The 24,849-nt window shown below is 72.9% G+C and carries 26 protein-coding genes; 22 read left to right on the forward strand and 4 right to left on the reverse strand.

Annotated elements, in window-relative coordinates; all coding sequences use genetic code 11:
* Nucleotides 1–138 precede the first annotated feature (138 nt).
* Entirely contained in the window at nt 139–2,082 is a 1,944-nt protein-coding gene (gene rho / locus HL663_RS09125; RefSeq protein ID WP_502709043.1) for a transcription termination factor Rho, read from the forward strand.
* A 73-nt stretch (nt 2,083–2,155) separates the two neighbouring features.
* Here rho and HL663_RS09130 read toward each other — a convergent pair whose 3' ends face one another.
* Nucleotides 2,156–3,010 carry an LLM class flavin-dependent oxidoreductase gene (locus tag HL663_RS09130; RefSeq protein ID WP_173028097.1) on the reverse strand — a complete coding sequence of 285 codons (855 nt, stop codon included), beginning with the start codon at nt 3,008–3,010 and terminating at the stop codon, nt 2,156–2,158.
* Between the two features lie 161 nt (nt 3,011–3,171).
* Here HL663_RS09130 and HL663_RS09135 point away from each other — a divergent pair, with 161 nt between their 5' ends.
* The 17 genes from HL663_RS09135 (at nt 3,172) to HL663_RS09215 (ending at nt 17,630) form a co-directional block, all read left to right on the forward strand.
* A complete protein-coding gene (locus HL663_RS09135) occupies nt 3,172–3,618 on the forward strand; it encodes an ATP-binding protein (protein WP_173028098.1) in 447 nt (148 codons plus the stop codon).
* A 246-nt stretch (nt 3,619–3,864) separates the two neighbouring features.
* Nucleotides 3,865–4,080, forward strand: a complete 216-nt coding sequence (rpmE, locus tag HL663_RS09140; RefSeq protein WP_173028099.1) for a 50S ribosomal protein L31 — start codon at nt 3,865–3,867, stop codon at nt 4,078–4,080.
* Nucleotides 4,081–4,161: 81 nt separating this feature from the next.
* On the forward strand, nt 4,162–5,238 hold the full coding sequence (prfA, locus tag HL663_RS09145; RefSeq protein WP_173028100.1) for a peptide chain release factor 1: 1,077 nt from the start codon (nt 4,162–4,164) through the stop codon (nt 5,236–5,238).
* Nucleotides 5,235–6,104, forward strand: a complete 870-nt coding sequence (gene prmC / locus HL663_RS09150) for a peptide chain release factor N(5)-glutamine methyltransferase (RefSeq protein ID WP_173028101.1) — start codon at nt 5,235–5,237, stop codon at nt 6,102–6,104. Before prfA ends, prmC begins: the two co-directional genes overlap by 4 nt.
* Before the next feature lie 43 nt (nt 6,105–6,147).
* Nucleotides 6,148–6,864, forward strand: a complete 717-nt coding sequence (locus tag HL663_RS09155; protein WP_173028102.1) for an L-threonylcarbamoyladenylate synthase — start codon at nt 6,148–6,150, stop codon at nt 6,862–6,864.
* Nucleotides 6,857–8,137: a serine hydroxymethyltransferase gene (gene glyA, locus HL663_RS09160; protein ID WP_173028103.1), complete on the forward strand. Its 1,281-nt coding sequence runs from the start codon at nt 6,857–6,859 to the stop codon at nt 8,135–8,137. Before HL663_RS09155 ends, glyA begins: the two co-directional genes overlap by 8 nt.
* Before the next feature lie 20 nt (nt 8,138–8,157).
* On the forward strand, nt 8,158–9,543 hold the full coding sequence (locus tag HL663_RS09165) for a sugar transferase (protein ID WP_173028104.1): 1,386 nt from the start codon (nt 8,158–8,160) through the stop codon (nt 9,541–9,543).
* A gap of 95 nt (nt 9,544–9,638) precedes the next feature.
* Nucleotides 9,639–10,091 carry a Cg1360 family ATP-synthase-associated protein gene (locus HL663_RS09170; RefSeq protein ID WP_173028105.1) on the forward strand — a complete coding sequence of 151 codons (453 nt, stop codon included), beginning with the start codon at nt 9,639–9,641 and terminating at the stop codon, nt 10,089–10,091.
* 115 nt (nt 10,092–10,206) lie between these two features.
* Nucleotides 10,207–11,037, forward strand: a complete 831-nt coding sequence (gene atpB / locus HL663_RS09175) for a F0F1 ATP synthase subunit A (protein WP_173028106.1) — start codon at nt 10,207–10,209, stop codon at nt 11,035–11,037.
* A gap of 83 nt (nt 11,038–11,120) precedes the next feature.
* Nucleotides 11,121–11,333, forward strand: a complete 213-nt coding sequence (gene atpE, locus HL663_RS09180) for an ATP synthase F0 subunit C (RefSeq protein ID WP_173028107.1) — start codon at nt 11,121–11,123, stop codon at nt 11,331–11,333.
* 50 nt (nt 11,334–11,383) lie between these two features.
* Entirely contained in the window at nt 11,384–11,968 is a 585-nt protein-coding gene (locus HL663_RS09185; RefSeq protein WP_173028108.1) for a F0F1 ATP synthase subunit B, read from the forward strand.
* A complete protein-coding gene (locus HL663_RS09190) occupies nt 11,968–12,780 on the forward strand; it encodes a F0F1 ATP synthase subunit delta (RefSeq protein WP_173028109.1) in 813 nt (270 codons plus the stop codon). Before HL663_RS09185 ends, HL663_RS09190 begins: the two co-directional genes overlap by 1 nt.
* Nucleotides 12,781–12,861: 81 nt before the next feature.
* Nucleotides 12,862–14,502 carry a F0F1 ATP synthase subunit alpha gene (gene atpA / locus HL663_RS09195; protein WP_173028110.1) on the forward strand — a complete coding sequence of 547 codons (1,641 nt, stop codon included), beginning with the start codon at nt 12,862–12,864 and terminating at the stop codon, nt 14,500–14,502.
* A 36-nt stretch (nt 14,503–14,538) separates the two neighbouring features.
* Nucleotides 14,539–15,438, forward strand: coding sequence for a F0F1 ATP synthase subunit gamma (locus tag HL663_RS09200; RefSeq protein WP_173028111.1), 900 nt, complete (start codon nt 14,539–14,541; stop codon nt 15,436–15,438).
* Between the two features lie 14 nt (nt 15,439–15,452).
* A complete protein-coding gene (atpD, locus tag HL663_RS09205) occupies nt 15,453–16,910 on the forward strand; it encodes a F0F1 ATP synthase subunit beta (RefSeq protein WP_173028112.1) in 1,458 nt (485 codons plus the stop codon).
* Nucleotides 16,907–17,173 (forward strand): F0F1 ATP synthase subunit epsilon, encoded by a 267-nt coding sequence (locus tag HL663_RS09210; RefSeq protein WP_173030087.1) that lies wholly within the window; start codon nt 16,907–16,909, stop codon nt 17,171–17,173. The genes atpD and HL663_RS09210 overlap by 4 nt, the downstream gene beginning before the upstream one ends.
* Before the next feature lie 25 nt (nt 17,174–17,198).
* A complete protein-coding gene (locus HL663_RS09215; RefSeq protein ID WP_173028113.1) occupies nt 17,199–17,630 on the forward strand; it encodes a DUF2550 family protein in 432 nt (143 codons plus the stop codon).
* A gap of 3 nt (nt 17,631–17,633) precedes the next feature.
* Here the strand turns inward: HL663_RS09215 and HL663_RS09220 are convergent, their stop codons facing one another.
* The gene (locus HL663_RS09220; RefSeq protein ID WP_173028114.1) at nt 17,634–18,257 is read right to left on the reverse strand and encodes a cob(I)yrinic acid a,c-diamide adenosyltransferase; all 624 of its coding nucleotides are present in this window, start codon (nt 18,255–18,257) and stop codon (nt 17,634–17,636) included.
* Nucleotides 18,258–18,410: 153 nt separating this feature from the next.
* On the opposite strand from HL663_RS09220, the gene HL663_RS09225 reads away from it, so the two are divergent.
* Together HL663_RS09225 and HL663_RS09230 are read left to right on the forward strand one after the other, a co-directional pair.
* Nucleotides 18,411–18,749, forward strand: coding sequence for an STAS domain-containing protein (locus tag HL663_RS09225; RefSeq protein ID WP_173028115.1), 339 nt, complete (start codon nt 18,411–18,413; stop codon nt 18,747–18,749).
* 117 nt (nt 18,750–18,866) lie between these two features.
* A complete protein-coding gene (locus HL663_RS09230) occupies nt 18,867–20,945 on the forward strand; it encodes an ethylmalonyl-CoA mutase (protein ID WP_173028116.1) in 2,079 nt (692 codons plus the stop codon).
* Nucleotides 20,946–20,973: 28 nt separating this feature from the next.
* Here HL663_RS09230 and HL663_RS09235 read toward each other — a convergent pair whose 3' ends face one another.
* Nucleotides 20,974–21,522 (reverse strand): type 1 glutamine amidotransferase domain-containing protein, encoded by a 549-nt coding sequence (locus HL663_RS09235; RefSeq protein WP_173028117.1) that lies wholly within the window; start codon nt 21,520–21,522, stop codon nt 20,974–20,976.
* 233 nt (nt 21,523–21,755) lie between these two features.
* Nucleotides 21,756–22,451, reverse strand: a complete 696-nt coding sequence (gene nucS / locus HL663_RS09240; RefSeq protein ID WP_173028118.1) for an endonuclease NucS — start codon at nt 22,449–22,451, stop codon at nt 21,756–21,758.
* Nucleotides 22,452–22,535: 84 nt separating this feature from the next.
* On the opposite strand from nucS, the gene HL663_RS09245 reads away from it, so the two are divergent.
* Both HL663_RS09245 and HL663_RS09250 read left to right on the forward strand, forming a co-directional pair.
* Nucleotides 22,536–22,991: a hypothetical protein gene (locus tag HL663_RS09245; RefSeq protein WP_173028119.1), complete on the forward strand. Its 456-nt coding sequence runs from the start codon at nt 22,536–22,538 to the stop codon at nt 22,989–22,991.
* A gap of 66 nt (nt 22,992–23,057) precedes the next feature.
* On the forward strand, nt 23,058–24,836 hold the full coding sequence (locus tag HL663_RS09250; RefSeq protein WP_173028120.1) for a 3-hydroxyacyl-CoA dehydrogenase family protein: 1,779 nt from the start codon (nt 23,058–23,060) through the stop codon (nt 24,834–24,836).
* Nucleotides 24,837–24,849: the final 13 nt, after the last annotated feature.

Consider the following 24,849-nt stretch of genomic DNA (forward strand, 5'->3'; position numbering starts at 1 on the left):
CCGATGCCTGCAGCCGACCGCCCTCCCACGCCCCCGGGGCACAGAGAACGCAGCCTGTCCGGCTGCCCGCTCGGGCGTGGCCCCTTCCACCCAGACCGGCTCATCGTGCCGGTCCACGAGCGAGGGAAAGGATCCTTCGTGTCAGACACCACCACCCTCGAGGCGTCGGCGTCCGCCGGCGGTCAGCGCCGGTCCGGCGCCCTGTCGGCCATGCGGCTCGCCGAGCTGCAGGGACTCGCCTCGAGCATGGGCATCGGCGGCACCGCCAAGATGCGCAAGGGTGACCTCGTCACCGCCATCCGTGCCCGCCAGAACGGCGAGAGCGGACCCGCCGCCACCGCGCCCGCCTCCACCGCGCCCAGCGCCGCAGCGGCGGCCACCACCACCGAGGCTCCGGCCGTGCGCCGCTCCCGGCGCGCCGAGGCGCCCGTCGGCCGCGCGGAGGCCCCGGCCACCACGCCGCCGGCCGCCGAGCGTGCGCCCGAGCAGGCTCCGGCCCTCGAGCGGGCCGAGCGCGAGCAGGTGCGCGAGCGCGGCGACCGCGAGCAGACCCGTGAGCGGGGCGAGCGCGAGCAGACCCGACGGGAGCGCCCCGAGCGCGGCGAGCAGCAGCGCGAGCGCGGCGACCGCGAGCAGCAGGGCCGTGAGCGCGGCGAGCAGCAGCGTGACCGCGGCGAGCGCGAGCAGCAGGGGCGCGACCGCGACCAGCAGCGCGACGAGCGCGAGCAGCCCCGCGGCGACCGTGGCGCGGGCGAGCAGCAGCACCGCGACGACGACGACCTCGACGGTCGTGGCCGCCGCCGTCGCAACCGGGGCCGCAACCGCGACAAGCGCACCCGCCAGCCCGGTGACGCCCCCGAGCCCCGCTCCGAGGGCGGCAGCGAGCCCCAGATCCACGACGACGACGTCCTCGTGCCGGTCGCGGGCATCCTCGACATCCTCGACAGCTACGCCTTCGTCCGCACGACGGGCTACCTGCCGGGCAGCAGCGACGTCTACGTCCCGATGCAGATGGTCAAGCGCTATGGCCTGCGCAAGGGCGACGCCGTGACCGGCTCGATCAGGGCCGTCCGCGAGGGCGAGGAGGCGCAGCAGCACACCGTCGGCTCGCGCAACAACCGGCAGAAGTACACGCCGCTCGCGCGCCTCGACACCGTCAACGCGATGACGCCCGAGGACGCCCGCCGGCGCCCCGAGTTCGGCAAGCTGACGCCGCTCTACCCGCAGGACCGCCTGCGCCTGGAGACCGAGCAGCACCAGCTGACGACGCGGATCATCGACCTCGTCGCCCCGATCGGCAAGGGCCAGCGGGGGCTCATCGTCGCCCCGGCCAAGGCCGGCAAGACGATGGTCATGCAGGCCCTCGCCAACGCGATCACGACGAACAACCCCGAGTGCCACCTCATGGTCGTCCTCGTCGACGAGCGCCCCGAGGAGGTCACCGACATGCAGCGCGCCGTCAAGGGTGAGGTCATCGCCTCGACCTTCGACCGGCCCGCCGACGACCACACGACGGTCGCCGAGCTCGCCATCGAGCGGGCCAAGCGCCTCGTCGAGATGGGTCACGACGTCGTCGTGCTCCTCGACTCGATCACCAAGCTCGGGCGCGCCTACAACCTCGCCGCCCCGGCGAGCGGCCGGATCCTCTCCGGCGGTGTCGACTCGGCGGCGCTCTACCCGCCGAAGAAGTTCTTCGGCGCCGCGCGCAACATCGAGGACGGCGGCTCGCTGACCATCCTCGCGACGGCGCTCGTCGAGACCGGCTCGCGGATGGACGAGGTGATCTTCGAGGAGTTCAAGGGCACCGGCAACATGGAGCTCAAGCTCGACCGCCAGCTCGCCAACCGCCGCATCTTCCCCGCGGTCGACGTCAACAACTCGGGCACGCGTCGCGAGGAGATCCTCCTCGCCCCCGACGAGCTGAAGATCATGTGGAAGCTGCGCCGGGTCCTCGCCGCGCTCGACAGCCAGCAGGGCATCGAGCTGCTCCTGGACCGGCTGAAGAAGACCAAGACGAACTACGAGTTCCTCGTCTCGGTCCAGCAGACGAGCTCGATGAAGCCCGAGGACGAGGACGCCTGAGGCGCCGACCCCTCGTCCGACCGCCCCGGTCACGCCCCCGCGTGGCCGGGGCGTCGTCGTCGGCCGGGATCGCTCAGCGCACCGGCCCGAGCGCGAGCCGGCGGCGCAGCTCGGCCCGCCCGGCGGCGTCGTCCGGCAGGTCCCACCACGACTCGACCCACCACGTCGCGCCGGCCTCGGCCCAGGCCTGCACCGGGGGCCGGGCGTCGCCGAACGACCCGTGGGAGTCGCCCTCGACGACGACGTCGTAGCCCTCCATCGACAGGCCGTCGGCGGCGCGCAGGTCGCTGACCCGGGCCACGACCTCGCGCAGCGCGTCGTGGGTCAGGCGCGAGCCGGGGTCCTCGAGGCTGCCGCCGGCCACCGCGGGCAGGATGCCCTGCCACCGCGCGGCCCGCTCGAGCGAGCGCTGGCGTTCGCGCCCGGGCCGGTAGGCGCCGACGCACCAGACCGGCGGGTGGGGACGCTGCACCGGTGGGGGAGGGACGAGCTCGGTGACGGGCGCAGCCGACCAGTGCACGCCCCGGTGCTCGAAGGGCTGCCCGCCCAGGAGGCCGGCGAAGACCGCCAGCCCCTCGTCGAGCTTCGCGGCGCGGGTGGCCCGCCCCTCGTCGGGCTCGAAGGCGAGCCAGTTGCCGTGCAGCGCCCCGAGCCCCACCCCGAGCGTCACGCGCCCCGCGGAGAGCCGGTCGACGGACGCCACCCGCGAGGCGAGGTCCCAGGGCCGGTAGCGCGAGGCGGGCGTGACGACGGTGCCGAGGCGGATGCGCTCGGTGACCATCGCCGCGGCGGCCAGGGTCGCCCAGGCGTCCTGGCCCCACACCGCCTCCCACGTGAAGACCTGGTCCCACCCGGCGTCCTCCGCGACGCGGGCGAGGTCGGCGAACTCGCGCTCGGTGGCCCACGGGACGACGGCTCCGTACCTCATCCGCCCGACGGTAGCGGCGGGGCCCGACGGTCGCCCGCCGACGATGACCGGTCGAGGGGGTCATCGGGTGAACGGCCCGACCTGGCGCCGAGGGCTGGACCGACCCCGGGGGCGGGTCCCTAGCGTGGCGGCATCCCCCGAGGGAGACGAAGGAGCACCCGATGTCCGCCCAGCCCAGCACCCCGACCCTGACCGAGGCCCCCGACCTCGGCGCGCTGCTCGTCGACGCCGTGACGGTCGTCGCGGCCGCCGCGTGCCGTCGCTCCCTCCTGTTCACCGTCGACCTCGACGACGAGCCCCTCGACCTCGCGCTGCCCTCGGCCGCGTGGCACGACCTTGTCGTGTCGGTCCTCGCCCGCGCCGTCGCCACGCTCCCGCCCGGCACCGAGGTGGCGCTGTCCCTGACCCGGCGGGCGGGGCTGCTCACCCTGCGGCTGAGCGACACCGGCCCCGGTGTCGCCCCGGCGGCGTCCGACGGGGGCATCACCCGTGAGGCCGTCGAGGCGCTCGGCGGCGGCCTCGAGGTGACGGCCGTCGCGGGCGTCGGCAACGTCGTCGGGCTGACCTGGTCCGGGGGCGCCCGCGGACGGCACCTCACCGCCGTCTGACGCGCACCCGGCGCCCGACCGACGGCCGGGAATGCCCCCGCCGCCCGCACCGTTGAGGAGGGTGGTCGAGCGTGGAGGGCCGCCGGTTGGGAGACGGTGACCTGCTCTGGCACACTTGACCGCTGGACCGGTTCACGGCACAGACGCGTTTCCTGAGCGGCCTCTCACGAGGGCCGCAGTCGGGGCGCCCAGGGGTGACCAGCAGAGTGCTGGGCCCGCCGACCCGGAGACATCCGAGGAGACATCGTGAAGAAGGACATCCACCCCACGTACGTGGAGACCACCGTCACCTGCACGTGTGGCAACACGTTCACCACCCACAGCACCGCGACGAGCGGCGCCATCCACGCCGACGTCTGCAGCGCCTGCCACCCGTTCTACACGGGCAAGCAGAAGATCCTCGACACCGGCGGCCGCGTGGCCCGCTTCGAGGCCCGCTACGGCAAGAAGACCGCCAAGTAGCACCCACGACGCGCCGGCCCACCCCTCGGGGTGGGCCGGCGCGTCCGTGTTACCCCCCGTCGTCGCCCCAGGAGGTCCACCGTGCTCGAGTCCGCCGAGGTGCTCGTCGCCGAGCACGCCGAGCTCGAGCGCGCGATGGGCGACCCCGCCGTCGCCTCCGACCCCGACCGCCTGCGCGAGGCCAACCAGCGCTACGCCGCGCTCGGGCCGGTCGTCGCCGCGCACCGGGCCTGGCGCGCCGCCCACGACGACCTCGGGGCGGCCCGCGAGCTCGCGGGCGAGGACCCGGCCTTCGCCGAGGAGCTGCCCGCGCTGCAGGAGGCCCTCGACGCCGCGGAGGACCGCCTGCGCCGCCTGCTCGTCCCGCGCGACCCGGAGGACGACCGTGACGTCATCCTCGAGGTCAAGGCGGGGGAGGGCGGCGAGGAGTCGGCCCTGTTCGCCGGCGACCTGCTGCGGATGTACCTGCGCCACGCGGAGCGCCGCGGCTGGCGCACCGAGGTCCTCGACGCCACCGAGTCCGACCTCGGCGGCTACAAGGACGTGCGCGTCTCGGTGAAGTCACGTGGCGCCGCGGTGCCCGGCGAGGCCCCCTGGGCCCGGCTCAAGTACGAGGGCGGGGTGCACCGGGTGCAGCGCGTGCCGGTCACCGAGAGCCAGGGCCGCATCCACACCTCCGCGGCCGGCGTCTGGGTCATGCCGGAGGTCGAGGAGGTCGAGGTGACCATCGACGCCAGCGACCTGCGCATCGACGTCTTCCGCAGCAGCGGCCCGGGCGGGCAGAGCGTCAACACGACCGACTCCGCCGTCCGGATCACGCACCTGCCGACCGGGCTCGTCGTGTCGTGCCAGAACGAGAAGAGCCAGCTGCAGAACCGCGAGGCCGCGCTGCGCGTCCTGCGCGCCCGCCTGCACCAGCTGGCGATGGACGAGCGCCACGCGGCCGAGTCCGACGCCCGCGCGAGCCAGGTCCGCACGGTCGACCGCAGCGAGCGGATCCGCACCTACAACTACCCCGAGAACCGGATCAGCGACCACCGCACCGGCTACAAGGCCTACCACCTCGACGCGGTGCTCGACGGCGACCTCGACCCCGTCGTGCAGTCCGCGGTCGACGCCGACGAGGCCGCGAAGCTCGCGGCCATCTCGGACCGATGACGACGACCGACGCCCTCCTGGCGCGGGGGCGGACCGCGCTCTCCGGGGCGGGGGTCGGCTCGCCGGACGCCGACGCCGTCGAGCTCCTCTCGCACGTCCTCGGCGTCGACCACGGCGAGGTGCGGATGCGGGGCATCCTGCGCACCCCGGTCGTCGAGCGGGACGCGGCGCGGTTCGACGACCTCGTCGAGGACCGGTGCGCGCGGGTCCCGCTGCAGCACCTCACGGGCCGCGCGTACTTCCGGCACCTGACCCTCGCCGTCGGGTCCGGGGTCTTCGTGCCGCGCCCCGAGACCGAGCTGACCGCGGGCCACGCGATCGAGGCCGCGCGGGCCGCGGGCGAGGCGCCCGTGGTCGTCGACCTGTGCACGGGGTCGGGCGCCATCGCCCTCGCCGTCGCCGACGAGGTGCCCGGCGCCCGCGTCCACGCCGTCGAGCTCGGGCCGCCGGCCCACGCCTGGGCGGCGCAGAACGTCGAGCGCCTCGGCCTGCCCGTCGACCTGCGGCTCGGGGACGCCACGACCGCCTTCGAGGACCTCGAGGCCGCGGTCGACGTCGTCGTGAGCAACCCGCCGTACATCCCCGACGGCGCCGTGCCGGTCGACCCCGAGGTGCGCGACCACGACCCGGCGCTCGCCCTCTACGGCCGCTCGGCCGACGGGCTCGCCGTGCCGCTGGCCGTCGCCCGCCGGGCCGCGGCGCTCCTGCGCGAGGGCGGGGTGCTCGTCATGGAGCACGCCGACGAGCAGGGCGAGAGCCTGCCGACGGCGCTGCGCGCGACGGGGGAGTGGCGCGACGTCGTCGACCACCGCGACCTCGCCGGGCGGCCGCGCACCACGGTGGCCGTGCGCGCCGGGCGCGCCTGAGCCCTCCGCGTCCGCGGGGGAGCGGCGCCCTAGGCTGGGGCCCATGAGCCCGGTCTTCGACTGCACCACCGAGGCGGGGCGCGCCGACGCCCTCCCCAAGGTCGCCGAGGGCGTCCGCAACGGCCGCCTCGTCGTCCTGCCCACCGACACCGTCTACGGCATCGGCGCCGACGCGTTCTCGCCGGAGGCCGTCCGCGACCTCCTCGACGCCAAGGGGCGCGGCACCGACATGCCCCCGCCGGTGCTCGTCCCCGAGCCGCGCACCCTCGAGGGCCTGGCCACCGAGGTGCCCGAGTACGCCCGCGCGCTCGTCGCCGAGTTCTGGCCCGGCCCGCTGACCGTCGTGCTGCGCGCCCAGCCCTCCCTCGCCTGGGACCTCGGCGAGACCGGCGGCACCGTCGCGCTGCGGATGCCCGACGACGAGGTCGCCCTCGCGCTGCTGCGCGAGGTCGGGCCGATGGCGGTCAGCAGCGCCAACCGACACGGCTACCCCTCGAGCCGCACGGTGGTCGAGGCCGCCACGCAGCTCGGCGCCAGCGTCGAGTTCTACCTCGACGGGGGCCCCAGCACCGGCGGCCTGGCGTCGACGATCGTCGACTGCACCCGCGACGAGCCGGCCATCCTGCGGCTCGGCGCGCTGTCGGAGGAGGCCGTCATGGCCGTCGTCGAGCGCTCGCGCGCCGACGCCCTAGAGTTGTCGGGCGCCGAGCCCGGCGCGAGCAGCCAGGACGAGCCGCGGGAGAGCACCGACGATGAGTGACACGTTCTACGGATCCGACTTCGACGCCCTCTCGGCGTTCGACCCCGAGATCGCCTCCGTCCTCACCGGTGAGCTCGACCGGCTCCGTGGCGGCCTGCAGCTCATCGCCAGCGAGAACCTCTCCAGCCCCGAGGTCCTCACCGCCCTCGGCTCGACGCTGTCGAACAAGTACGCCGAGGGCTACCCGGGCCGGCGCTACTACGGCGGCTGCTCCGAGGTCGACAAGGCCGAGTCGCTCGCCATCGAGCGGGCCAAGTCCCTCTTCGGCGCCGACCACGCCAACGTCCAGCCGCACTCGGGGGCCAGCGCGAACCAGGCCGTCTACGGCGCGTTCCTCAAGCCCGGCGAGACCATCCTCGCGATGAGCCTCCCGCACGGTGGCCACCTGACCCACGGCACGAAGGTCTCCTTCTCCGGCAAGTGGTTCGACGCCGTCCACTACGGCGTCGACAAGGACACCGAGGACATCGACTACGACGAGGTCGAGCGCCTCGCCAAGGAGCACCGCCCCAAGGTCCTCCTCGCCGGTGGCTCCGCCATCCCGCGCACGATCGACTTCGCGCGCTTCCGGGCCATCGCCGACGAGGTCGGCGCGATCTTCTGGGTCGACGCCGCGCACTTCATCGGCCTCGTCGCCGGGCAGGCCATCGAGAGCCCGGTCCCGCACGCCGACGTCGTGTCGTTCACGACGCACAAGGTCCTGCGCGGTCCGCGCTCGGGCGCCATCGTCTGCCGGGCGGAGCACGCGGCCGCCATCGACAAGGCCGTCTTCCCGATGATGCAGGGCGGCCCGCAGATGCACACGATCGCCGCGAAGGCCGTGAACTTCAAGGAGTGCGCGACCCCCGAGTACGCCGACTACACGCGCCGGGTCATCGCCAACGCGAAGGTCCTCGCGCAGGCGCTCGGCGAGCACGGCATCCGCCCGACGACCGGCGGCACCGACACGCACCTGAGCCTGCACGACCTCCAGGGCGTGCACGTCACCGGCGTCGACGCCGAGGCGCGCAGCGACGCCGCGGGGATCACCCTCAACAAGAACGCGATCCCCTTCGACCCGCAGAAGCCGAACATCGCCTCGGGCATCCGCGTCGGCACCCCGTGCGTCACGACGCAGGGGATGGGCGAGGACGAGATGCGCACCATCGCGCGGCTCATCGCCCGGGCCGTGACCGAGGGCGACGCCGACCCGCAGCACGCGGTCTCGCGCGAGGTCCGCGCCGAGGTCACCGAGCTCGTGCAGGCCTTCCCGGCGTACCCCCGGCCGGCCTGAGGGCGCCGGAGCCGCCGCCCGTGACCGACCCGACCCCGGCCCCCGAACCGCGCCTGCTGACCCGGCTCAACCGCCGGGGCTTCCGGCTCGTCATGGTGCTCGACGCCGGGGCCGTCTTCCTGCTGTCGGTGCTGACGATGGTCTGGCGCTACGGCCTGCCGCCGTGGCCGACGTACCCGCTGGCGCTCTACGCCCTCTCCTTCGCGGTCTCCGCCGGGATCTTCCTCGTCGCGTTCTACTTCGGCGGGCTGTACGAGCGCGAGCCGCGGCTCGGGGGAGCGGCGGTGCTGCCCCGGGCGGCCCGCCTCTCGCTCGCGGCCGGCAGCTTCGTGGCGCTGCTCAACCTCGTGCTGTCGGCGCTGCTGCGCCAGCGCGGCTCGATCGTCGACCGGCCGCTGCCGTTCCCCATCACCAACCTCGTCGCGGTCATGGCCCTGGCGGGCATCGCCGTCGCGGTCAACCGGGCCGTCGTCCACTGGATGCGCACGCGGCGCGAGGGGCCGCCGCGCGTCGTGCTCGCCGGCCTCGCGACCGACATCGAGCTCGCCCGCCAGCACGTCGTGGCCAACCACTCGCCGCTCGAGGTCGTCGCCGAGGTCGACGACCCGCACGCCGTCGTCGAGACGGTGGCGGCCACGGGTGCCACCGACGTGCTGCTGCTGAGTGCCGGCTGGCTCGACCTCTGGTACCCGCGCACCATCGGCCGGCTCGACCAGCAGGACGTCACGGTCCTGCTGCGGGTGGGCGGCCGCGAGACGCTCTTCGGCCTGGACCGCCTGCGGGAGGTCGCCGGGCTGCCGTTCGTCCTCCTCATGCCGCAGACGATGGCCGCCTCGCAGCGGCACTTCAAGCGCCTGCTCGACCTCGTGCTCGTCGTCGTCACGGCGCCCGTCTGGCTCCTGCTCCTCGGGGGCGTGGCGCTGCACCAGCTCGCCGTCGCGGGCCGGCCGCTGCTCTACCGGCAGACGCGCGTCGGCGCCGGGGGAGAGACCTTCGAGATGGTGAAGTTCCGCACGATGCGGACCGACGCCGAGGTCGAGGGCGCGCAGCTGTCCACCGGCTCGGGGGACCCCCGGGTCATCCCGGCCTGCCGGTGGCTGCGGGCCACCCGGGCCGACGAGCTGCCGCAGATCCTCCACATCCTCACCGGCCGGATGTCGGTCGTCGGCCCGCGCCCGGAGCGCCCCGAGCTGACCGCGGGGTTCGAGCAGGAGATCGCGGGGTACACCCGTCGGCACGAGGTGCCGCCGGGCCTGACCGGGCTCGCGCAGATCCACGGCCGCTACCACACCGACGCCGAGTACAAGCTCGGCTACGACCTGCAGTACCTCGTCAACTGGTCGCCCGTCCTCGACCTCGAGATCATCGCGCGGACCATCTGGGTGGTCCTCGCGCGACGGGTCTGACCTGCGCTTTTGTCCTCACCGGGCGCTTGTGATAACTTTCACAAGCCGTCCCGGGAGAGCCATCTCCACCCCATCGACGACAAGGCCGATCACGGATGACCGACCCGCAGCCCAGCGCCGCACCGCACGCCGGTGCCCCCTTCGGAGCGATGCTCCGGGGCGCGCTGGTGCCGTCGGCGCTCGCCGGACTGCTGGCCGTCCTCGTCCTCGCCCTCGTGCGGGGGCCGGACGCCATCGCCGGGGGAGCCCTCGGGCTCGTGGTCTCGCTGGGCTTCTTCGCCTCCGGGATGTTCCTGCTCAGCCGGCTCGTGCGCGACGCCAACCCCACGGCGTTCTTCGCCGTCGCGATGGCCGTCTACCTGGGGCAGGTCTTCCTGCTCCTGCTCGTGATCATCGTCTTCAAGGACGCGTCGTGGGTCGACGGCCCCGCCCTCGGGATCGTCGCCTTCGTCGTCACGATCGTGTGGCAGGTCTTCGCGATGCGGGCCCTGCGCCGCGCGCGCGTGCCCGTCTACGACCTCCCGGACGGCCCGGAGGGACGCCCGTGAGCGCCCACCAGCCCGTCCGACCCGCCGTCGCGACCACCCGCGAGGGTCGGGTAGCGTACGTCCCGTTCCATCGGGCGCCCGTCGAGCGCGCCTGTGAATTCCCCGAGGAGAGGCTGTGAGCCCCAGCGTGGTTCCCGCACACTGGCTTCAGACCGGCGTCGCCGCCGCCGACGGTGAGGGCTTCGTCGCCCCGGGCCCGGAGAGCTTCTGGTGGCCCCTCATCGGTGGCGACACCAACAACTTCGCGCTGACCCGCCCGGCCTTCGTCGTCATCGTCTCGGTCGTCCTCATCGGCGCCTTCTTCCTGACGGTCGCCGGCAAGCTGTCGGTCGTCCCCGGCAAGCGGCAGTTCTACGCCGAGACCGTCTACGGCTTCGTGCGCAACAGCATCGGCCGCGACATCATCGGCGCGAAAGACTTCCGGCCCTTCATCCCGCTGCTGCTGACGCTGTTCACGATGATCCTGTTCAACAACGTCATGGGGATCTTCCCGTTCGTGCAGTTCCCCTCGTTCAGCCGCATCGCGTTCCCGATCGTGCTGACCCTCGTCGTGTACGTCGTCTACCACACCGTCGCGATCCGCCGGAAGCACGGCGTGCTGGGCTACCTCAAGTCGCTCGTGCCCCCGGGGCTGCCCCTGTGGCTGCGCCCGATCATGTTCGTCCTCGAGTTCCTCACGTACTTCATCATCCGGCCGCTGACGCTCGCCCTGCGACTGTTCGGCAACATGCTCGCCGGCCACCTGATGCTCCTCGTGTTCATCCTCGGGGGCGAGTACCTGCTGCTGCACGGCAGCAACATCGGCATCCAGGCGTCGGGCGTGCTCGGCATGGGCTTCGGTGTCGTCATGACCTTCTTCGAGCTCCTGGTGCAGTTCCTCCAGGCGTTCATCTTCACCCTCCTCGCGGCGCTGTACATCAGCGACGCGGTGAGCGAGCACCACTGATCCCCGGACCCGTCCGGTAGCACGACCACCCGAACAGATCACCGACGCCGGGACAGGCCCGGCGCCGTCCGAAAGGAAACGCAATGCTCACTGGTGACATCACCTACCTCGGCTACGGCCTCGCCGCCATCGGCCCCGGTATCGGTGTCGGTCTGATCTTCGCCGCGTACATCAACGGTGTGGCCCGCCAGCCCGAGGCCCGCGGCATGCTCCAGACCATCGCCTTCACCGGCATGGCGCTCACCGAGGCGCTCGCGATCCTCGGTCTCGTGTTCGTCTTCGTCTTCTCTGGCTGACGACGCACCGTCCGCACCAAGATCGTCCGTCCGACAGATAGGTAAGCGACGTGGTTCTCGCATCCGTGCAGACCGCCGAGGGAGTGGGCTGGCCCGCAGCCCTGCCCCTCCTGCCCCACCCCGGCGAGCTCATCGTCGGCGCCATCGCCTTCGGCATCCTCTACTGGCTCTTCGCGACCAAGGTCGTGCCGCGCATGGAGGCTCTGTACGAGGAGCGCACCGCCGCGATCGAGGGCGGGATGGAGCAGGCCGAGCAGGCCCAGGCCGAGGCCAGGGCCGCGCTGGAGCAGTACACCGCGCAGCTCGCCGAGGCCCGCGCCGAGGCCAACTCGATCCGCGAGTCCGCCCGCGAGCAGGGCGCCCAGATCGTCGCCGAGATGCGCGCCCAGGCCCAGGCCGAGGCGTCCCGCATCACGGAGTCGGCCAAGCGCCAGGTCGAGGCCGAGCGCCAGCAGGCCGTCGTCCAGCTGCGCCAGGAGGTCGGCACCCTGTCGACCACCCTCGCGAGCAAGATCGTCGGCGAGTCCCTCGAGGACGAGGTGCGCCAGAAGGGCATCGTCGACCGCTTCCTCGCGGAGCTCGAGGCCGGCGAGGTCCGCCCCGAGAAGGTCACCCCGGCCGGGCAGGACGCCTGATGCGTGGGTCGTCGCGCGGTTCCGAGAAGGCCTCCCAGGAGGCCCTCGGCACCGCCCTGGGCAGCAGCGACGCCGGCACCCTCGCCGACGAGCTCTTCTCGGTGACGGCCGTCGTCGAGGGCAACGCCTCGCTGCGGCGTGCGCTCGCCGACCCCTCCCGCGAGGGCGAGGCGAAGGCGGGCCTGGCCCGCTCGCTCTTCGGCAGCCGCGTCGGCCCCGCCACGACCGAGCTCGTCGCCACGGCGGCGGGCCAGCGGTGGTCGGCCGAGCGCGACCTCGGTGACACCCTCGAGAGCCTCGCCGTCCAGGCGCTGCTCGCGGGGGCCGAGTCCGCGGGCCGCATCGACCGGGTCGAGGACGAGCTGTTCCGCTTCGAGCGGATCGTCGCCGCCGACACCGGTCTGCGCGACACGCTCTCCAGCCGCAACACCGACGCCGAGGGCAAGGCGGGCCTGGTCCGCACGCTCCTCGCCGACAAGGCCGCCCCGGAGACGGTGCGCCTGATCGAGCAGGCCGTGCGCACCCCGCGCGGCCGCCGGCTCGACCGGGTCATGGAGGCCTACCTCGAGCTCGCCTCCCGCCGCCGCGACGAGCTCACCGCCCTGGTGACGAGCGCCGTCGCCCTGAGCGAGCAGCAGCAGGCCCGCCTGCGCAGCGCGCTCGAGAAGCACTACGGCAAGCCCGTCACCCTCCAGGTGGTCCACGAGCCCGCCGTCATGGGTGGCATCCGGGTCCAGGTCGGCGACGAGGTCGTCGACGGGACCGTGCTGCGACGCCTCGACGAGGCGCGCCGGCACGTCACCGGCGGCTGACCGGTACCGCACGACAACTTCAGACGCACGACCACACGAACTGCGGCCCACAGGGGCCGGTGACCGAGGAGAAGATCACACATGACGGAGCTCTCGATCCGTCCGGACGAGATCCGGGACGCGCTGGACAGCTACGTGCGCTCCTACGAGCCTGGGGCGGCCTCCCGCGAGGAGGTCGGCCGCGTCACGGACGCCGGCGACGGTATCGCGCACGTCGAGGGCCTGCCCTCGGCGATGACCAACGAGCTGCTGCAGTTCGAGGACGGCACGCTGGGCCTCGCGCTCAACCTCGACGTCCACGAGATCGGCGTCGTCGTCCTCGGTGACTTCTCCAAGATCGAGGAGGGCCAGGAGGTCAAGCGGACCGGCGAGGTCCTCTCGGTCCCCGTCGGCGACGCCTTCCTCGGTCGCGTCGTGGACCCGCTCGGCACCCCGATCGACGGCCTCGGCGAGATCGCCTCGGACGAGCGCCGTGCGCTCGAGCTCCAGGCGCCGACCGTCGTCCAGCGCAAGTCGGTCCACCAGCCGCTGCAGACCGGCCTCAAGGCCGTCGACGCGATGACCCCGATCGGCCGCGGCCAGCGCCAGCTGATCATCGGCGACCGCCAGACGGGCAAGACCACCGTCGCGGTCGACACGATCATCAACCAGAAGGAGTTCTGGGAGACCGGCGACCCGGAGAAGCAGGTCCGCTGCATCTACGTCGCGATCGGCCAGAAGGGCTCGACGATCGCCTCCGTGCGCGGCACCCTCGAGGACGCCGGCGCGATGGAGTACACGACCATCGTCGCGGCCCCCGCCTCGGACTCCGCGGGCTTCAAGTACCTCGCGCCGTACACCGGCTCGGCCATCGGCCAGCACTGGATGTACCAGGGCAAGCACGTCCTCATCGTCTTCGACGACCTGTCCAAGCAGGCCGAGGCCTACCGCGCCGTCTCCCTCCTCCTGCGCCGTCCGCCGGGCCGCGAGGCCTACCCGGGCGACGTCTTCTACCTGCACAGCCGGCTGCTCGAGCGCTGCGCGAAGCTCTCCGACGAGCTCGGCGCGGGCTCGATGACGGGCCTGCCGATCATCGAGACCAAGGCGGGTGACGTCTCGGCGTACATCCCGACCAACGTCATCTCGATCACCGACGGCCAGATCTACCTCCAGGCCGACCTGTTCAACGCCAACGTGCGCCCGGCGATCGACGTGGGTGTCTCCGTCTCCCGCGTCGGTGGTGCCGCGCAGATCAAGGCGATGAAGTCGGTCGCCGGCCGCCTCAAGCTCGACCTCGCGCAGTACCGCGCCCTCGAGGCCTTCGCGATGTTCGCGTCCGACCTCGACCCGGCCTCCCGCGCCCAGCTCGCGAAGGGTGCCCGCCTCGTCGAGCTCCTCAAGCAGCGCCAGGCCGCGCCGGTCCCGGTCGAGGAGCAGGTCGTCTCCATCTGGATGGGGACCACCGGCAAGCTCGACAGCGTCGCCGTCGAGGACGTGCGCCGCTTCGAGGGCGAGTTCCTCGACCACCTGCGCCGCACCAAGGGCGACCTCCTCGCGGCCATCCGCGAGACGGGCAAGTTCGAGGACAGCACCGAGCAGGCGCTCGAGGGCGAGGTCGAGACCTTCAAGGCCAAGCACTTCGACGCCTCCGGCGCCGAGTCGGTCCCGGTCAACGACCAGGGCGAGGACGGCAGCGAGGCGATGGACTCCGACCAGGAGCAGATCGTCCGCCAGAAGCGCTGACGCCCTCCACCGAGACACGACGAAAGGCGGGATGACATGGGAGCGCAGATCCGGGAGTACCGGCAGCGCATCCGGGCCGTCAGCTCGACGAAGAAGATCACCCGGGCCATGGAGCTCATGGCCGCGGCCCGCGTCGTCAAGGCGCAGGAAGCGGTCCGGGAGTCCTCCCCGTACGCGCGGGCGCTGACCCGGGCGGTCTCGGCGGTGGCGACGTTCTCGACCGAGGACCACCCGCTCACCTCCGAGAAGACCGACGTGCGGCGTGCGGCGGTCGTCATCATGACGTCCGACCGCGGCCTCGCGGGTGCGTACTCCTCCTCCGTCCTCAAGGAGAGCGAGCGCCTCGTCGCCCGCCTGCGCGACGAGGGCAAGGAGGTCGTCCCCTACCTCCTCGGCCGCAAGGCGATCGGCTTCTACAAGTTCCGCCACCGCGACATCGCGGCGGAGTGGAGCGGCTTCTCCGAGAAGCCGTCCTTCGAGATCGCCCGCGAGGTGGGGGAGCGGCTCGTCGCCGACTTCACGACCTCGACGGACGAGGGCGGGATCGACGAGGTCCACGTCGTCTTCAGCCGGTTCGTGTCGATGGTGAGCCAGGAGCCGGACGTCATCCGCCTCCTCCCGCTCGAGGTCGTCGAGGGCCAGGAGAAGCCGTCCGCGGACGAGCTCCTCCCGCTGTACGACTTCGAGCCGGGGGCCGCCCAGGTCCTCGACGCGCTGCTGCCGAAGTACGTCAACGCGCGGCTCTTCAACTGCATGCTCCAGGCCGCCGCCTCCGAGCTCGCCGCCCGCCAGCGGGCGATGAAGTCGGCGACGGACAACGCCGAGGAGCTCATCAAGAAGTACACCCGGCTGGCGAACCAGGCGCGCCAGGCCGAGATCACCCAAGAGATCAGCGAAATCGTCGGTGGCGCCAGCGCGCTGGCCGAGAGCAAGTGAGTGAGAGAGAGACCATGACTGCCACTGTCACCGAGAACACCGAGGCCGCCGCCGCCGGCGGTGTCGGCCGGATCTCCCGCATCATCGGCCCGGTCGTCGACGTCGAGTTCCCCGCCGACGGCATGCCGGACCAGTACAACCTGCTGACCACCCAGGTCGAGATCGGCGGCGAGAAGAAGGCGCTCAACCTCGAGGTCGCCCAGCACATCGGCGACAACATGGTCCGCGCCATCTCGCTGCAGCCGACCGACGGCCTCGTGCGCGGCACGGCCGTCCAGGACACCGGCGGCCCCATCACGGTGCCGGTCGGCGACGTCACGCTCGGCAAGGTCTTCAACACCACCGGTGAGGTCATGAACCTCGCCGAGGGCGAGCGCTTCGAGGTCAACGAGCGCTGGGGCATCCACCGCAAGGCCCCGGCCTTCGACCAGCTCGAGTCCAAGACCCAGATGTTCGAGACGGGCATCAAGGTCATCGACCTGCTCACCCCGTACGTGCAGGGTGGCAAGATCGGTCTCTTCGGCGGTGCGGGCGTCGGCAAGACCGTCCTCATCCAGGAGATGATCGCCCGCGTCGCCCGCGACCACGGTGGTGTCTCGGTGTTCGCCGGTGTCGGCGAGCGCACCCGTGAGGGCAACGACCTCATGGTCGAGATGGAGGAGGCCGGCGTCCTCGGCCAGACCGCCCTGGTCTTCGGCCAGATGGACGAGCCGCCGGGCACCCGCCTGCGCGTCGCCCTGTCCGCGCTGACGATGGCGGAGTACTTCCGCGACGTCCAGAAGCAGGACGTGCTCCTCTTCATCGACAACATCTTCCGCTTCACGCAGGCCGGCTCGGAGGTCTCGACCCTCCTCGGCCGCATGCCGTCCGCGGTGGGCTACCAGCCGACCCTCGCCGACGAGATGGGCACCCTCCAGGAGCGCATCACCTCGACGCGTGGTCACTCGATCACCTCGATGCAGGCGATCTACGTCCCCGCCGACGACTACACCGACCCGGCGCCGGCCACGACGTTCGCGCACCTCGACGCGACGACCGAGCTCTCGCGCGAGATCGCGTCGCTCGGCATCTACCCGGCCGTGGACCCGCTCACCTCGACGAGCCGGATCCTCGACCGCCGCTACATCGCGGAGGACCACTACAGCACCGCGCTGCGCGTCAAGGGGATCCTCCAGCGCAACAAGGAGCTGCAGGACATCATCGCGATCCTCGGCATCGACGAGCTCTCCGAGGAGGACAAGGTCCTCGTCAACCGGGCCCGTCGCCTCCAGCGCTTCCTGTCGCAGAACACCTACGTCGCGAAGCAGTTCACCGGCATCGAGGGCTCCACGGTCTCGCTCGCCGACACGATCGAGGGCTTCACCAAGATCTGTGACGGCGACTTCGACCACGTCGGTGAGCAGGCGTTCTTCATGTGCGGTGGCCTCGACGACGTCGAGCGCCAGTGGGCCGAGATCCAGAAGAACCTCTGATGGCGCTCCAGGTCGAGCTCGTCGCCGCGGACCGCAAGGTCTGGGAGGGCGAGGCCAGCCAGGTCAGCGCCCGCTCGACCGAGGGCGAGCTCGGTGTGCTCCCGGGCCACCAGCCGATGCTCGTCGTCCTCGCCGAGGGTGAGGTGCGCATCAACGCCGGTGGCTGGAAGAGCGCGGTCGTCGACGGCGGCTTCATGTCGGTCGACCACGACCGCGTGACGATCGTCGCCGAGACGGTGGACGCCGCCGGCATGGGTTCCTGACGACTCGGGCGGGGGCGGGCTGCGGATGGATGCACTGGTCGTCTCCGAGCTCGCCCTCGCCCTCGTCGTCCTCACGCTCCTCGGCGCGCTCACCTTCGTGTGGGCGCGCCGTCGGTTCATCTCCGGGGACGGGCGCCCCGTCATGCTCTGCGCCCGCCGCGACGACGCCGAGTCGCGCTGGCGCCTCGGGCTGGCCCGGCTCGGGGCCGAGAACTTCGAGTGGTTCAGCATCGTCGGGCCCTCGCTGCGGCCCGAGGTGTCGTGGCTGCGCGGCGAGGTCGAGCTCGACTCGCCGCACCCGACCGACGACGTCATCCCCGGTCTCGCCGACCCGGTCTCGGTGACCGGGCGCGCGGCGGGGCGCTCGTGCGAGTTCGCGTTCGTCCCCGCCGCCTACACGGCGGTGCGGGCGTGGCTGGAGTCCAGCCCGCCCGGGCTCAACGTCAACGTGGCCTGAGGCTCAGCGGGCGTTGGGGTCCGCCTCGCGACCGCCGCCCGGGGCCCACAGGACGTCCCCACCGGCGTCGACGTTGGCCGTGCGGGCGAGGACGAAGAGCAGGTCCGAGAGCCGGTTGAGGTACTGCGCCGTCGTCGGGTTGACCCCGCCGTGGCCGCGCTCGGTGCCCGGCTCCGTGCCGTAGGCCTCGATGGCCGCCCACGTCGAGCGCTCGGCCCGGCGGACGACGGTCAGCGCCTGGTGGAGGTACGCCGAGCCGGGGGTGCCGCCGGGGAGGATGAACGAGCGCAGCTTCTCGAGCGGGGCCAGCCAGGTGTCGCAGTCGGCCTCGAGCTCCTCGACCCACTCGTCCTTGACCCGCAGCGGCGGGTACTCGTAGCTCTCCTGGAGCGGGGTGCAGAGGTCGGCGCCGACGTCGAAGAGGTCGTTCTGCACGCGCAGCAGGACGGTGCGGACCTCGACGGGCAGCCCGCCGCAGGCGAGGGCGACCCCGAGCGCGGCGTTGGCCTCGTTGACGTCGGCGTAGGCGGCGAGGCGGACGTCGGTCTTGCGGGTGCGGCTGAGGTCGCCGAGCGCCGTCGTGCCGTCGTCGCCGGTCCGCGTCCAGATCCGGGTGAGGTTGACCATGGGCCCAGTCTCGCAGGCGTCCGGGACGGCCACGGCGCTGGCCGCTAGGTGACATGCGCCGCGTCGTTGCCGAATCGTGACCGTGTGCGCTGGGTCACGACGGGGTGTTCGTGGGTCGATAGGGGCACACGACGTCGTGGAGAGGGGGAGCACGTGGACGAGCGGGGAGCACCGGCCGCGAGCATCGTCGAGCAGGCCCGGGGGGACGGGGTGCTCGTCACCGTGACCGGTCGCCTGGACGCCCGCAGCGCGGCCGACCTGCGGGGGGTGCTGCACCGGGTCATCGCGCAGGGCGCGGACCCCATCCACCTCGACCTCACGGAGGCGCACATCGGGGACGCGTGCGCCCTCGGCCTGCTCCTCGAGGTCCACCGGCGCGCCCACCGGGCCGGCCGCCACCTCGCGGTCGTCGCCGCCGACGACCGCACCCGGCGCCTGCTGCTGCGGCTGCGCCTGCCCGGCCTGCTGGCCCTCCCGGTCGCCGCGCGCTGACGCGCCCGCTGCCCCTCGTCCGACCCGTGCGGGCGCCGGGTGGCGTGCCTCACGTGTGGGCACTCTCACCGCCGGACGCCCTCCCCATCCCCGGGGCCCGCGGCTAGCGTTCCGGCCATGTCCGAGAGCAGCGACGCCCCGCGCCCCGAGCGCGACCGCCCGTGGGTCATGCGCACCTACGCCGGCCACTCGAGCGCGGCGGCGAGCAACGCGCTCTACCGGCGCAACCTCGAGAAGGGGCAGACCGGCCTCTCGGTCGCCTTCGACCTGCCGACCCAGACCGGCTACGACCCCGACCACCCGCTGGCCCGCGGCGAGGTCGGCAAGGTCGGTGTCCCGGTCTCGCACGTCGGTGACATGCGGGCGCTCTTCGACGGCATCCCGCTCGCGGAGATGAACACGTCGATGACCATCAACGCGACGGCGATGTGGATGCTCGCCCTCTACCAGGTGGTCGCCGAGGAGCAGGCGGAGGCGGCCGGGCAGGACCCGCGCGAGGCCGTCCGGGCCCTGGCCGGCACGACGCAGAACGACATCATCAAGGAGTACCTGTCGCGGGGGACCTACGCCTTCCCGCCGGGGCCCTCGATGCGCCTGATCACCGACCTCGTCGCGCACACCGTCGCCGAGATCCCGACGTGGAACCCGATCAACATCTGCAGCTACCACCTCCAGGAGGCCGGGGCGACGCCCGTGCAGGAGGTCGCCTACGCGATGTCGACCGCGATCGCGGTCCTCGACGCGGTGCGCGACTCCGGCCAGGTGCCCCCGGAGCGCTTCGGCGAGGTCGTGGCCCGCATCTCGTTCTTCGTCAACGCCGGGGTGCGCTTCGTCGAGGAGATGTGCAAGATGCGCGCCTTCGTGCGGCTCTGGGACGAGGTGACGCGCGAGCGCTACGGCGTGCAGGACGCCCGCCAGCGGCGCTTCCGCTACGGCGTGCAGGTCAACTCGCTCGGGCTGACCGAGGCCCAGCCGGAGAACAACGTCCAGCGCATCGTCCTCGAGATGCTCGCCGTGACGCTGAGCAAGGACGCGCGGGCGCGGGCGGTGCAGCTGCCGGCGTGGAACGAGGCGCTCGGGCTGCCCCGGCCCTGGGACCAGCAGTGGTCGCTGCGCATCCAGCAGGTGCTCGCCTACGAGTCCGACCTCCTCGAGTACGCCGACCTCTTCGAGGGCTCGGTCGTCGTCGAGGCCAAGGTCGAGGAGCTGTTCGCCGGGGCCCGCGAGGAGATGGCCCGCGTGGCCGACCTGGGCGGCGCCGTCGCGGCCGTCGAGGGCGGCTACATGAAGTCCGAGCTCGTCGCGTCGCACGCCCGCCGCCGCGCGCGGATCGAGGCGGGGGACGAGGTCGTCATCGGCGTCAACCGGTTCGAGTCGACCGAGCCCAACCCCCTGACCGCCGACCTCGACACGGCGATCCAGACCGTCGACGCCGGGGTCGAGGCCGCGGCGGTCGACGCGGTCCGGCGCTGGCGCGAGAAGCGCGACGCCGACCCCGCGCGGCGCGAGCGGGCCGAGCAGGCGCTGGCCCGGCTGCGCGAGGACGCGGCCGGGTCGACCAACCTCGTCGCCGCCACGCTCGAGTGCGCGCGGGCGGGGCTGACGACGGGGGAGTGGGCCGGCGCCCTGCGCGAGGTCTTCGGCGAGTTCCGGGCGCCGACCGGGGTCAGCGGGTCGGTCGGCACCGCCGCCGGCAGCGCCGAGCTGGTGCGGGTGCGCGACCTCGTGCGCTCCACCGGCGAGGAGCTCGGCGAGCGGCTGCGCGTCCTCGTCGGCAAGCCCGGCCTCGACGGGCACTCCAACGGCGCCGAGCAGGTGGCCGTCCGCGCCCGCGACGCCGGCTTCGAGGTCGTCTACCAAGGCATCCGGCTGACCCCCGAGCAGATCGTCGGCGCGGCGGTCGCCGAGGACGTGCACCTCGTCGGGCTCTCGATCCTGTCGGGCTCGCACATGGAGCTCGTCCCGGACGTGCTCGATCGGATGCGGGCCGCCGGCGCCGGCGACGTCCCGGTCATCGTCGGCGGGATCATCCCGGACGCCGACGCGGCCCGGCTCAAGGCGCTCGGCGTGGCCGAGGTGTTCACCCCGAAGGACTTCGGGCTCAACGACATCATGGCGCGCTTCGTCGACGTCATCCGCGAGGCCCGGGGCCTGGCCCCCCTGTCCGCCGACAGCGACGCGCCCGCCCCGGCCTGAGCCGGGACGGGCGCGTCGGGGCGGTCGCTCAGGCGCCGAGGGCGTCGGTCAGGGCCTTGCTGAACGCGGGGATGTCGTCGGGGTTGCGGCTCGTGATGAGGTTGTCGTCGACGACGACCTCGCGGTCCTCCCACGTCGCGCCGGCGTTGCGCAGGTCGGTCTGCAGGCTCGGCCACGAGGTGAGCGTGCGGCCGCGCAGGACGTCGGCCTCGACGAGCGTCCACGGGGCGTGGCAGATCGCGGCGACCGGCTTGCCGGACTCCACGAAGGTGCGCACGAACGCGACGGCGTCCTCGTCGGTGCGCAGCGCGTCGGGGTTGGCCACGCCGCCGGGCAGGACGAGGGCGGCGTAGTCGCCGACCTCGGCGTCCGCGACGACGACGTCGACGTCGAAGGTGTCGGCCTTGTCGAGGTGGTTGAAGGCCTGGACCTCGCCGGACTCGGTGGAGACGAGGACGGGGGTGTGGCCGGCCTGCTCGACGGCCTTCCAGGGCTCGGTCAGCTCGACCTGCTCGATGCCCTCGGTGGCGACGAGGAAGGCGACCTTGCGGGGGGTGGTGGTCTCGGTGTCGGTCATGCTCCTCCGCTACCCGCGGGACGGCGGCACGAAACGGCGGGGAGGGCCCGGGCACGCCTCGTCGGCGGGCGTCCGGAGGAACCGCGTCGTCCCTGTGGTGACGCGGGCGGTGGATCAGGACGGGGATGCATCCGCGACGCCGACGAGCTTCCGCGCCGTCACTGTGATGACGTGGAAGCTCAGGCCTGCCGGCGCGTCCGGGCCCTGGCCGGGCTTCTGAGCCGCGGCGCGGCTCAGAAGAGGCGGTGCTCGCTGTTGTCGACGCCCTTGAGCGCGTCGTAGTCGAGCACGACGCAGCGGATGCCGCGGTCCTCGGCGAGGGTGCGCGCCTGCGGCTTGATCTGCTGGGCCGCGAACACCCCCTGGACGGGGGCGAGGTGCGGGTCGCGGTTCATCAGCTCGAGGTAGCGGGTCAGCTGCTCGACGCCGTCGATGTCGCCCCGCCGCTTGATCTCGACGGCCACGGTCGCGCCGGTGCCGTCCTTGCAGAGGATGTCGACCGGCCCGATCGGCGTCATGTACTCGCGGCGGGTGAGGGTCCAGCCGTCACCGAGGGTCGTGATGTGCTCGGCGAGCAGCCGCTGGAGGTGCGCCTCGACGCCGTCCTTGACCAGACCGGGGTCGACGCCGAGCTCGTGCGCGCTGTCGTGGTGGACCTCGTGCAGGCGCACCCGCAGCCGGTCCTCGGACTTCGCGTGCTGGACGACCCAGACCGCGCTGACGCCGTCGGCGGCCTCGCCCTCGTCCGGCTCGACCTCGGCCATCGCGCACGGTGGGGACATCCAGTTGAGCGGCTTGTACGAGCCGCCGTCGGAGTGCACGAGCACCGACCCGTCGGCCTTGACCAGCAGCAGCCGGGTGGCGAGGGGCAGGTGGGCGCTCAGGCGCCCCTCGTAGTCGACCGAGCACGTCGCGATGACCATCCGCACGAGCGTGAACCCTACCCATCGACCGTCGAGGGTGCTTGCCCCGCCTCGGCAGCGGCGCGCACACTGGAGCCCGAGGTGAGGCCGATGAGGGCAGCACTGGTGCCGCTGGTGCTCGTGATGCTGCCCGGCGCCCTCTTCGTCGTCGGCCTCGCGCTGCTGCGGTGGTTCACCGGTGAGCCCGCACCCCGGGCCCTGCTCTCGCTGGCCCGCCCGACCCGCTGGTGCGCCGGCCGGCTCGCCGGCGTGGGGGAGGGGATGGAGCGCGTCGGCCTCGTGCGCCGCACCCGCCCGGAGCCGGTCCCGCCCGTGCTCCTCGTCCTCGAGCTGCGCCGCCTCGCCGCCGAGGTCGTGCGCATCGAGGGCGACGACCAGCCGCACCCCGCCGCGCGCCTGGCCGCCGCGCGCGCCGCCTACGACCACGTGCTCGTCCAGCTCTGCGGGCAGGCCGACGTGCCGACGCCGAGCGGGCTGCTGCCCCTTGACCCGCGCGACCGGCTCGGGCTGGAGGTCGAGCTCGTCGCCGCGGGGGTCGACTGGTGACGGGGTAAGCAGCGTCACGCCCCGCCGCCCTCGTGGCCCGGGAGGCCCTCTGGAAGGATCGCCGCCATGACGCGTGACTTCACCAGCGTGGGTGTGATCGGCCTCGGGACCATGGGCGCAGGGATCGTGGAGGTGTTCGCGCGCAACGGCATCGACGTCGTGGCGGTCGACGCCGACGAGGCCGGGCTCGCCCACGGCCGCGAGATCCTCGCCGGCAGCACGGGCCGTGCCCTGCGCCGCGAGAAGATCACCCAGGAGCAGCACGACGCCCTCCACGCGCGGGTGCGCTTCACGAGCGACTTCGCCGACCTCGCCGGGTGCCAGCTCGTCGTCGAGGCCGTGCCGGAGCAGCTCGAGCTGAAGAAGCAGATCCTCGGCCGGCTGGACGGCATCGTCTCGGCCGACGCGGTGCTCGCGACGAACACCTCCTCGCTCCCGGTCACGGAGATCGCGGTCGCCACGAGCAACCCCAAGCGCGTCGTCGGGATGCACTTCTTCAACCCGGCGCCGGTGCAGCAGTTCGTCGAGGTCATCCGCACGGTCATCACGGCCGACGACGTCTTCGAGGACGTCAAGGCGCTCGCGGAGCGCATCGGCAAGAAGCCGGTCATCGTCGGCGACAAGGCGGGGTTCATCGCCAACGCGCTCCTCTTCGGCTACCTCAACCACGCCGTCGCGATGTTCGAGAGCCGGTACGCGACCCGCGAGGACCTCGACGCCGCGATGCGCTTCGGCTGCGGCTACCCGATGGGCCCGCTGCAGCTGCTCGACCTCATCGGCCTCGACACCGCGTACGAGATCCTCGACACGATGTACAAGCAGGGCCGCGACCGCCTCCACGCGCCGAGCCCGATCATCAAGCAGATGGTGAGCGCCGGGCTGCTCGGCCGGAAGTCGGGCCGCGGCTTCTACACCTACGCCGCCCCCGGCTCGCCCGAGGTCGTCCCCGACGCCCAGACCCCTGCCGGCGGCGTGCCCGCGGGCGTCGACCTGCGCGAGGTGCGCTCGGTCGGCGTCGTCGGCAGCGGCACGATGGCCACCGGGATCATCGAGGTCTTCGCCAAGGCCGGCTACGCGGTGACCTTCGTCGCCCGCTCCGACGCGAAGGTCGCCGACGTCGTCACCGCGCTCGGCCGCAGCTGCGCCCGCGCGGTCGAGAAGGGCCGGATGGAGCAGGCCGACGCCGACGCGCTGCTCGGCCGGGTCGCCGGCGCCACCGGGCGCGAGGCGCTCGCCGACGTCGACCTCGTCGTCGAGGCCGTCGCCGAGGACCTCGCGGTCAAGCAGGACCTCTTCCGCGACCTCGACCGGGTCTGCAAGCCGGGCGCGATCCTCGCGACGACGACGTCCTCGCTGCCGATCATCGACTGCGCCAAGGTCACCTCGCGGCCGCAGGACGTCGTCGGGATGCACTTCTTCAACCCGGCGCAGGTCATGAAGCTCGTCGAGGTCGTCCACACGATCTCGACCGCGCCCGACGTCGTCGCGACCGTCCAGGACCTCTGCGCGCGCACCGGCAAGGTCGCCGTCACCTGTGGCGACCGCAGCGGCTTCATCGTCAACGCGCTGCTCTTCCCGTACCTCAACGACGCGGTGAAGATGCTCGAGGCCAACTACGCCAGCGCCGACGACATCGACACCGCGATGAAGACCGGCTGCGGCCTGCCGATGGGGCCCTTCGAGCTGCTCGACGTCGTCGGGCTCGACGTCTCGCTCGCCATCGAGCGCGAGCTCTACCTCGAGTTCCGCGAGCGCGGCTACGCGCCTGCGCCGCTGCTGGAGCACCTCGTGACGGCCGGCTACCTCGGCCGCAAGACCGGCCGCGGCTTCCGCACCTACGCCTGACCCGCCTCGAGGG

This window comes from Arthrobacter sp. NEB 688, assembly GCF_013201035.1.
In the GTDB taxonomy this organism is placed as follows: domain Bacteria; phylum Actinomycetota; class Actinomycetes; order Actinomycetales; family Dermatophilaceae; genus Phycicoccus.

Bases quoted from the DNA above. Each gene is read 5' to 3' on its own strand.
- glyA (WP_173028103.1), top strand. From the start codon at position 6,857: ATGAGTGACACGTTCTACGGATCCGACTTCGACGCCCTCTCGGCGTTC.
- atpA (WP_173028110.1), top strand. From the start codon at position 12,862: ATGACGGAGCTCTCGATCCGTCCGGACGAGATCCGGGACGCGCTGGAC.
- HL663_RS09190 (WP_173028109.1), top strand. From the start codon at position 11,968: ATGCGTGGGTCGTCGCGCGGTTCCGAGAAGGCCTCCCAGGAGGCCCTC.
- HL663_RS09220 (WP_173028114.1), bottom strand. From the start codon at position 18,257: ATGGTCAACCTCACCCGGATCTGGACGCGGACCGGCGACGACGGCACG.
- HL663_RS09155 (WP_173028102.1), top strand. From the start codon at position 6,148: ATGAGCCCGGTCTTCGACTGCACCACCGAGGCGGGGCGCGCCGACGCC.
- prmC (WP_173028101.1), top strand. From the start codon at position 5,235: ATGACGACGACCGACGCCCTCCTGGCGCGGGGGCGGACCGCGCTCTCC.
- HL663_RS09200 (WP_173028111.1), top strand. From the start codon at position 14,539: ATGGGAGCGCAGATCCGGGAGTACCGGCAGCGCATCCGGGCCGTCAGC.
- HL663_RS09245 (WP_173028119.1), top strand. From the start codon at position 22,536: ATGAGGGCAGCACTGGTGCCGCTGGTGCTCGTGATGCTGCCCGGCGCC.
- HL663_RS09130 (WP_173028097.1), bottom strand. From the start codon at position 3,010: ATGAGGTACGGAGCCGTCGTCCCGTGGGCCACCGAGCGCGAGTTCGCC.
- atpD (WP_173028112.1), top strand. From the start codon at position 15,453: ATGACTGCCACTGTCACCGAGAACACCGAGGCCGCCGCCGCCGGCGGT.
- atpE (WP_173028107.1), top strand. From the start codon at position 11,121: ATGCTCACTGGTGACATCACCTACCTCGGCTACGGCCTCGCCGCCATC.
- HL663_RS09135 (WP_173028098.1), top strand. From the start codon at position 3,172: ATGTCCGCCCAGCCCAGCACCCCGACCCTGACCGAGGCCCCCGACCTC.
- HL663_RS09230 (WP_173028116.1), top strand. From the start codon at position 18,867: ATGTCCGAGAGCAGCGACGCCCCGCGCCCCGAGCGCGACCGCCCGTGG.
- HL663_RS09215 (WP_173028113.1), top strand. From the start codon at position 17,199: ATGGATGCACTGGTCGTCTCCGAGCTCGCCCTCGCCCTCGTCGTCCTC.
- HL663_RS09170 (WP_173028105.1), top strand. From the start codon at position 9,639: ATGACCGACCCGCAGCCCAGCGCCGCACCGCACGCCGGTGCCCCCTTC.
- HL663_RS09250 (WP_173028120.1), top strand. From the start codon at position 23,058: ATGACGCGTGACTTCACCAGCGTGGGTGTGATCGGCCTCGGGACCATG.
- HL663_RS09235 (WP_173028117.1), bottom strand. From the start codon at position 21,522: ATGACCGACACCGAGACCACCACCCCCCGCAAGGTCGCCTTCCTCGTC.